Consider the following 8006-nt stretch of genomic DNA (forward strand, 5'->3'; position numbering starts at 1 on the left):
GACTTGACCTCGTCCTTGCTCGGCTTCGCGCTCGGGGCGGCGTTCGCGGCCTGGGCACTGACGGCTACGGCCGCTGCCGCCACGGTGGTGAGCACGCTCACGCGCGCACGGCTCGGCTGCTTGGGTCGACGGTGGGACGCCACGGGGGCGAGCTCCTTCTTCCTCCAGCCGCCAACCGATACACCGGTGGGCGGTGCCCTCCGCCGTCACTCACCCGCTGCGAGTGATCACCTGTGCGGAGTTCGACCTAGACCTTAGTGATTTTCATGTAGTCAGTTCAAACCGTGGAGCTAAAAAGCTCAGAAGTCATCTCATTTGGTTCGGTAGGCTGTTGGCCGTGGTGGGGATCGTTGAGCGGCTGGTGCCGGATGAGTTGTGGGAGCTGTTCCAGCACGTGGTGCCGGAGGCGCCATCGCGGCCTCAGGGCGGTGGCCGGCGCCGGCATGGTGACCGTGAAGTGCTGGCCGCGATCGTGTTCGTTGCCACGTCCGGCTGCACGTGGCAGCAACTGCCCTCGGCGTCGTTCGGGCCGTCCGGGGCAACGGCCCACCGCAGATTCGCCGAGTGGACGAAGGCCCGTGTGTGGGGCAAGCTGCACCGCCTGGTCCTCGACGAACCGGGCTCGCGCGGTGACCTGGATTGGTCGAGGTGCGCGATCGACTCGGTGAACATGCGGGCCCTGAAAACTGGGATCTGACAGGTCCGGATCCTGTGGACCGGGGCAAGGACGGCCGAAGATCCACTTGATCACCGAGCGGACCGGCCTGCCCCTGTCCGTCGGAATCCCGGGCGCCAACGTCCATGACGGCCAGGCCCTGATCCCGCTCGTGAAGGGAATACCGCCGGTCCGCTCCCGGCGAGGCCCCCGGCCGCGCAAGCCTGGCAAACTCCACGCCGACAAAGGTTACGACTACAACCACCTCCGGCGATGGTTAGCCAAGCGGGGCATCCGGCACCGCATCGCCCTCAAGGGCGTCGAGACCTCGCAGCGACTCGGACGACACCGTTGGACCATCGAACGCACCATGGCCTGGCTCGCCGGCTGCCGCCGCCTCCACCGCCGCTACGAGCACAAAGCCGAGCACTTCCTGGCCTTCACCAGCATCGCCTGCACCCTGATCTGCTACCGCAGATTCGCCAAATGAGATGACCTCTTACGAGTTGGTGCGTGATAGCGGGTGAGGGTGTGCCGCTGGGTGGCATGATCCGGCTGAGGCGATCATGGTCAATAGGGCGATCCTTGCGCATCGGCTGTCCACGAGGATCTCCAGGCGTCATCTGGCCTTGCTGGCGGAGGAGTTGGTTCAGCGGTGGCAGGCGGCGGTTGAAGGGCGTCGTTACTCAGCGCGAGGCGGGGCGAGAATGCGAGCCGCAGGAGCCGGTGCCCGGCACCAGTTGATCCTCGTCGACCGGCTGGTGGCCACGCTCATCCACCTGCGGCACGACCTGCCGCACTTGGTGCTGGGGCGAGCCCGCTACCCGCCTCTGGGGGTAGAGAGTCGGGCGTACCGCACTGTTAGATTCGGGCGTGCCGAAGAACGATGGCTACGGGAGAACCAGTACTCGACTGATCGTCTGGGGCTGCCTTGCCGGGTTGGCCGTGGCCCTGGCCATTCCGGTGTACATACTGGTGACGGTCCTCCTCTTTGGGATGCCAACCCCGTAACCGACCACACCGACCACACCGACCTTCAGGCCTTCTACACCCGGGCCGTCCCCACGGGGCACGCCGTCGTCAAGGCCTTCTGGAAGTGATGGCCCGAGCCTCTCAGGCGCGGCGGCTCACCACAGCTGCCCCCTGTGACCTGCATGGATGCCGGGACTGGTTGTCATCATCTGTCAACACCGGTTCGCCTCTGACGGCCCAGAGACGGCCCCGGGCGGTTGTTGAGAGACACCATAGATCCCCAGGGTGGGCAACGGCTGCTGCCACGTACCGGCCAGTTCGGTGAGTGCCTCGCGTGCCAACTGGCGCACCTTGAGCCACCCTGCGTCGGCCGTCAGCGCCTCATACGTCCACCTGGAAGCCTGCTCCGCCCCGCTCATTGCGTCGAGGATCGCGTCAATGCGTGCGAGGCGCGACTCCATGGCGACGTCGATACGACCAGCCTCGGCGAGGATCGCGATGGCGCTCTGCGCGTTCTCGTAGTCCAACGCCAAGTCGTCGCTTTCGAGTCGGTACTTGTCGAGCCATGTTGTCTGATCACTCGCGGCCACGGCGAGCATCGTGAGTGTCTCGATGAGGTACTTCCACGCGCTTGCTTCGGACAGCCTCTGCTCGCTCATTCCGCCCCCTCAGCGCCCATTGGACCACGCGGTCGGTGGAGTCTTAATGGGCGTGGCAAGCGCCGGCAACTGCGGTCAGTAGCTGGTCTACTGATCACCGGTCCGGCTGACCAGCGAGGCTGAGGAAGCCTACGGCTCTGACCAGTTCAGATGCCGTGGGCTTCTGTCGTTGTTGGTCGGCGTCGGGTGACCTTGCACGGCCCGGAGACGGCCCGGACACCGCACCGGGCCTCCGCTGTGGGCTGGGTCCGCGGGGGGTCCTGCCCGGCACCTCCGCACGCTTCGACGGCATCCTCACCCACCGCCTCAAGGACAGAGGGCTGGCCTTCGCTTTCGAGGCCGCACTCGACAGCCTCGAAAGCGAATGAGCTCAGTCACCGGCCCACCGACTACGAACACCGCCGCCGGGTCCTGAAGGACTGGGCCATACCATCGGAAACCTGGCAGACATAGATCGTCCACCCCGGGCTCATCCGGGTTGCGGGTTCAGGGAGGACACGAACCCCACCACGATCCCGAACCAGCACCGGCCCACGTCAGGGGCAGACAGAAGCATTCTTGGCGCGCGCCACGGGATTTACCACGCCCCCGGTGCGCACCGAAGGTGCGCTGGATCGCTGACCAGCAAGTATGTGCAGACAGCCCCAGATAACACCTGGGACGACGTCCAGGCGGAACTGTGCGATGTGCTGATCACGTCCCTGGTGGCCCTGCGCACAACTGACCCCTCAGGCACGGGACGTCTTCACCCGGCACCTGCCGGAGGTCACGCGGCGCTCGCTGGGGGCGGGCGGGGAGGCCTGAGGGCCGGCGAGCCCGCCCGGCGAACGGCTCACCCAGCGGCCGTGCCTCGAAGCGCCGGTGTCGGCAAGGCTGATGGCAGGGGAAGGTCCAGCAGACCGCGTATCTGGCGGACGTGCGGGTCCGGGTTGTGCTGCTCCAGGGATCGCAGATGCCCTTCGAAGGTGTTCGCGTCGCGTGCCTCGGCCGCCTGCCGCAGGAGCGGCAGCCCCGCTTCGAGCTCCGCCACGAGCTGCTCGGTCGGCCGCTCGGCCCCCGGCAGCTCGGCATCCTTGAGCAGCTGGATCGTCTCGGCCTGCGCCTCGGCCACCTGGCCGGCCCAGGCCTTGGCGCCGTCGAGGTCCTGCCGGAGGTCCGTCACCGGCCGGAGTGCGGATGCGAGGGTCAGCGGCTTCATGGCCGAGACGAAGGCCAGTTGGTCGGTGCTCAGGTCGGACGCACCGCGCCGTACCGAGGTGTCCAGTTCGGTCCCGTCGAAAAGCGCCGCCCAGCACTGCACGGTGCGCTTCCCGGAAGCCCAGCCGTGCTCGTCCGGATAGTAGTAATAGGTCTGCAAATAGCCGAAGGCCACCGGATCCACCGAGTAGTCGAAGAGGAGCATCTTGCACTGCGGCCCCGCGATCGCTTCGATCGCGTCATGGCCCGGGAAGTCCCGCTGCTCGGAGAGTGCGAAGGTGGCATACACCTCTCCTCGATGCGACTCGTCGCACGGGACCCTTTTCACGATCGCGTTACCCAGCGGCGGTCTGTCCCGCTTCGGCAACTCCGCGCCCGGGGTGAAGCAGTCACCGACCTTCAGCAAGTGGACCGTGCTCCACCCCCGCCCCGGGACCGCACCGTCGTCCCTGGCGGAAATCGTCCACACCCTGAAGTTGAGTACCCCCGCCACGACGGCGGCGGCCAGCAGGAGAACCGCACCGGAAACGGAGATCCCGGCGATCGCGAGGCCCTTGCCCCGCTGTCCCTTCTTAGATATCTGCACCAGCGCGACAACGCCGAGGATCAGCCCCAGCGGGGCAAGACACAGCAGCGACGTCACCAGGGCCGCGACTGCGAAGCCGTTCAGCACCGGCCGCACCGGCGACTGCGTCAAACCCCACTGCTGTCCGGGTCCGGGCGGCGGCACGGGCGGCTGGTATGGGTACGACGGCTGGGGTGGGGGCGGAGGAATCGACACGGAATCTCTGCCTTCCTGGCCGTCTCGCTGCTCGAGCGGCCGAAAATCAGTGGGAGCAGACAAAGATCACGCCTGATCGAGCCGAACGCAAGGCTGCGGGCACTTGTCCAGCTTGCTGAAGCCGAACAGGGTGGCCGATGCGGCTTCTCAGTCGACGAGCGGACGGCGTCCGTTGCATGCCCGGCGTCAAGGCCGGTTGAGGTAGAGGAGCACGGCCAGTACGCGGCGGTGGTCCTCCACCTGATCACCTGGGACCTGAACGTCGACTCCACGGTCGTCCGGGCCCACCAACATGCCGCCGGAGCACGGAAAGGGGGGATTTGCAGAAGGAGCCGCCCGGAGGCGTTACGGTCGAACCGGCCGACCACGGACTCGGCCGCTCGCGCGGCGGCCTGACCACCAAGCTGCACCTGGCCGTGGAGCAGCGGCAAATGCCCATGTCGGTCGTCGTAACGGCCGGGCAGCGGGGTGACTCTCCGCAGTTCGAGGTCGTCCTGGGCCGCGTCCGGGTTCCACGCCCCGGTCCTGGCAGGCCCCGCACCCGGCCGAGACGGGTCCGCGCGGACAGGGCGTACGCCTCCCGCGCGAACCTGGCCTAACTGCGGCGGCGGGGCATCCGCTGCACCATCCCGGACAAGGCCGACCAGGCGCGCAACCGCAAGAAGCGGGGCTCTCAGGGTGGTCGGCGGCCGAAGCTCGACCCGATCGACTACCGCGAGCGGCACGCGGTCGAGTGCGGCATCAATCGCCTCAAAAGGCACCGGGCCGTGGCCGCTCGACCTCATCAACGATGTCCTGAACGTGGGTCTGCTGCCCAGCCAGCACGCCTTGCTTCTCGGCGAGACCGGACCGCGGGTGGACGCCATGGCCAGCCGCACCCAGATACGGCACCACGCCCCAGGTCAGATGCACTCCCTACTTGATCAGCCATCGGACAGCCCACCTCAAGAAAGCGCGAGGTTAACTACTGGCCGACGAGCAGACGGGCGATCTCGTCCTCCTCAGCCCGCTGCCTGGCGAACCGCTCCCTGAGCCTGTCCTCATTACGAGGCACCGGTGGCTCCTGCTTCCGCTGAGGTGTGAAAGCGACCGCATACGCTTCGAAACCCTCACTCGCGCCCCACTCTTCCCGGTCCATTGCTTCCTCGTGCCGCTCCCGCGAGTCTTCTCGCCCACGCGCCCAGACCTGGACGCGGTACACACGCGATGAGTCCAGATCAATGGCCGGCTCACCCGGCTTGATGCGCTGACCGAACACCTCAACCGGTTCGGGCGCAGGTGAGGCGGGGCCGTTCATGGTGTCGCACGCGAACATCCGACCTGCATAAACGGGTGCATAGGACTTGGTAGCCACCATCTGCCAGCCATCGCCTGGCACGGGCTCCTCGCCTTCTGCTGCGGCCGCCAGCACGACGGGCGCCCGGTGCGTCTGAACGCGCGAGACCACGACGATCTGGCCCGGTACCACAATGACGGGCTCAGGGGTGGAGAAATTCACCTGCGTCTCCACCGGCTCGAAACCGGGGTCCTGCATCTCGCCGATGCTGAAATACCGGTATTCAATTTCCGCGATTCCCGCACGGCCGATCTCCACGAAGCTCATCCCTCCACCCGACGCGCCATACATCATGACTTTCCCGGCCAGGGCCCAGACATGTTCACGGACGTGGGCGCAGGCCTGGCCGATCGCGGTCAGCGCGCGTCTCACTCATGGCAAGCGTGCTGACCAGGCGAGAGACGGTTGGGCTGGAGGCCAATGGCCCGAATACCGCCGGCTCGGCCCTCAGCATGGCGACATCGGAGAGGCAGTCCCCGCCCAGCGCGACCGCGAACGCCGCATCGAGCAGGACCTTGCCCGGATGGTGCACCGCCCGCTGCTTGCGCCACGGCGCCAACGCCGCCGACATCGCGGTATCCAGACCGGTCTTGCGGACCGTCTCCATCAACAGCGCACCTCCGGCCTGCGAAACCACTCCGCGGCCACCGCCCTCGACACGGAAACGGGGGTATGACCCGGTACTCCTCTTCACCTGAGGAGTGCAGGTTTCCTGAGGCGAACAGGTTCCGCCGCCGCGAGACCGAACCGGTGGACGAGGACTGTCTGATGTGGGCGCACGTGTCGCACCGGGACGCGCTGTGCGGTTCGACTTCGCAGCCGCGCGGAAGCCAAAGCACTGGGACACCACGAATGTCACACTGCTCGGCGACGCCATTCACTTATGCCGCCGGTCGGCGGGCTCGGTGGCAACGCCGCTCTGCACGACGCGCACCTGCTGCGCGACGCCCTGGTCCGGTGCGCAGCGGGGAACTCGCGCTGTCTGTCGCGGTGCGCGAGTACGAGAGCCGGATGCTGGTGGACGGATTCGCGTCCGTCGGCACCGCGTTGCGCTACCTCACCCTGGCCACGGCCAGGAGCAGGGCGCTGCGGGGCACGGCTCGCAGCTTCTTCCGCACCTGCGGCGCGATCGGCCCGCTCGTCCTGATCAGCACGTCCTCCGCTGTGCCCGGCAATCGCGAGCTTCCTGCGCCGACCGAGGAGTTCATTGTCCCTGTGCGACACGTCTTGGCCCCATAGCGCAAAATGAGACACAGGGTCGTTCCGAACAACGGCCCTCGCAGGCCGGGGCACCCCGGTACCCCGGCTCTCTGCGCGCGGCTCGAGGGCAGTACCGCCCGTCCTTGGCCACGCCGCTTGCCATGCCGCGAAGGACTGCCTTGATCGATGACCTCATCCACTTTCTGCGGGCCCGATACGCCGAAGAACGCCAGACAGCCATGGAACTCCGCATGCAGAACTGGCAGGCGGTTATCGCTGACGTCAATGCCAAGCAGGCCATCGTGGACGCATGCGAAAGGGCGACCATCCTGGCCGCTGGCGCCACACGGAAGATCACGGACATGACGACGGCGGGCGTCACTGTGCCGACGGCCGAGCTCGTCGACGCTGCCCGGCTGGAAGGCCAGGCCACCGCTCTGAGCCGCGCGCTGTCCGTGCTTGCACAGCCACATGCCCGGCATCCCGAATACCGACAGGAGTGGCGCCCACGAGGCTGACGGTGGACGGCCGTGGAGGTCTGACGTAACAGCCTCGGCCGGCGCGATGCCGTAGCCACGGAGCCGAGCCGGCAATCGACGGGCGGAAGACCCGGGCGCCATGTCAGGTTGAACGCCCAAGCCGGCTGGCCGTTTCTTATGGCTCTATCGATGGCTTTGCAGCCTTTTGTGAGGCGGCGGGATGGCGCGGAGCAGCTCCCATACGGGTTCTGAGCCGGATGCCCACGCTCCGAGGGTGTGGCGGTCGACCACGAGGAGGCGCTGCTGCTTGGCGAAGGTCACGGCCGGTGCGGTCACCCGCCCGTTGGTCACGATCACCGCGACGTCGGCGCCGTGGACCTGGCGGGCGGTGCCGTTGAGGACCTGCAGGTCCGGCGTGCCCACGGCGGAGCCGGCCAGGCCGTTGCGCCGGTGTTTGCACTGGATCCCCAGCGCCGCCCGTAGGGGTCGGTGGCCCTCACGTCGGTGCCCAGGTCGCCGCCGCCCCCGACGCGGACCGCGTCCTGGCAGCCGTCGCGGCGCATGAGGTCCCGCACCGTGTCCTCGAACCGGGTGTGGTGCAGGGCGTCCAGTTGGGCCGGCCCGTACCGCAGTGAACCGCCCCGGTTCGAATGGAGACTCGATTCCATGAAAGGATCGAGTCATGGCACGACCTTCCCGTTACCCGCTTGAGCTCCGCCGCCGCGCG

General features: G+C 67.5%; 5 protein-coding genes and 4 pseudogenes. 5 read left to right on the forward strand and 4 right to left on the reverse strand.

The features are described 5' to 3' along the window. Positions 1-337: 337 nt before the first annotated feature. Together ACWEK3_RS41655 and ACWEK3_RS41660 are read left to right on the forward strand one after the other, a co-directional pair. Positions 338-1145: pseudogene (locus ACWEK3_RS41655) on the forward strand (IS5 family transposase). Between the two features lie 76 nt (positions 1146-1221). Beyond that, a pseudogene (locus ACWEK3_RS41660) lies at positions 1222-1536 on the forward strand (transposase family protein); the annotation flags it as partial. Between the two features lie 303 nt (positions 1537-1839). Here ACWEK3_RS41660 and ACWEK3_RS41665 read toward each other — a convergent pair. Next, on the reverse strand, positions 1840-2286 hold the full coding sequence (locus ACWEK3_RS41665; RefSeq protein ID WP_453252191.1) for a hypothetical protein: 447 nt from the start codon (positions 2284-2286) through the stop codon (positions 1840-1842). A gap of 832 nt (positions 2287-3118) precedes the next feature. After that, positions 3119-4180, reverse strand: coding sequence for a DUF4190 domain-containing protein (locus ACWEK3_RS41670; RefSeq protein ID WP_453252192.1), 1062 nt, complete (start codon positions 4178-4180; stop codon positions 3119-3121). Positions 4181-4584: 404 nt separating this feature from the next. Here ACWEK3_RS41670 and ACWEK3_RS41675 point away from each other — a divergent pair, with 404 nt between their 5' ends. Beyond that, entirely contained in the window at positions 4585-4863 is a 279-nt protein-coding gene (locus tag ACWEK3_RS41675; RefSeq protein WP_450547434.1) for a transposase, read from the forward strand. Positions 4864-5897: 1034 nt separating this feature from the next. Here ACWEK3_RS41675 and ACWEK3_RS41680 read toward each other — a convergent pair. Further along, positions 5898-6294: pseudogene (locus tag ACWEK3_RS41680) on the reverse strand (transposase); the annotation flags it as partial. A 263-nt stretch (positions 6295-6557) separates the two neighbouring features. Here ACWEK3_RS41680 and ACWEK3_RS41685 point away from each other — a divergent pair. After that, the gene (locus tag ACWEK3_RS41685) at positions 6558-6839 is read left to right on the forward strand and encodes a hypothetical protein (protein ID WP_450547435.1); all 282 of its coding nucleotides are present in this window, start codon (positions 6558-6560) and stop codon (positions 6837-6839) included. Positions 6840-6979: 140 nt separating this feature from the next. Continuing rightward, the gene (locus ACWEK3_RS41690) at positions 6980-7318 is read left to right on the forward strand and encodes a DUF6221 family protein (RefSeq protein WP_453252193.1); all 339 of its coding nucleotides are present in this window, start codon (positions 6980-6982) and stop codon (positions 7316-7318) included. 144 nt (positions 7319-7462) lie between these two features. On the opposite strand, the pseudogene ACWEK3_RS41695 reads toward ACWEK3_RS41690, so the two are convergent. Next, positions 7463-7923: pseudogene (locus ACWEK3_RS41695) on the reverse strand (restriction endonuclease); the annotation flags it as partial. Between the last annotated feature and the right edge of the window lie 83 nt (positions 7924-8006).

This window comes from Streptomyces sp. NPDC004721 (assembly GCF_053601495.1).

Bases quoted from the DNA above. Each gene is read 5' to 3' on its own strand.
- ACWEK3_RS41665 (WP_453252191.1), bottom strand. From the start codon at position 2,286: ATGAGCGAGCAGAGGCTGTCCGAAGCAAGCGCGTGGAAGTACCTCATC.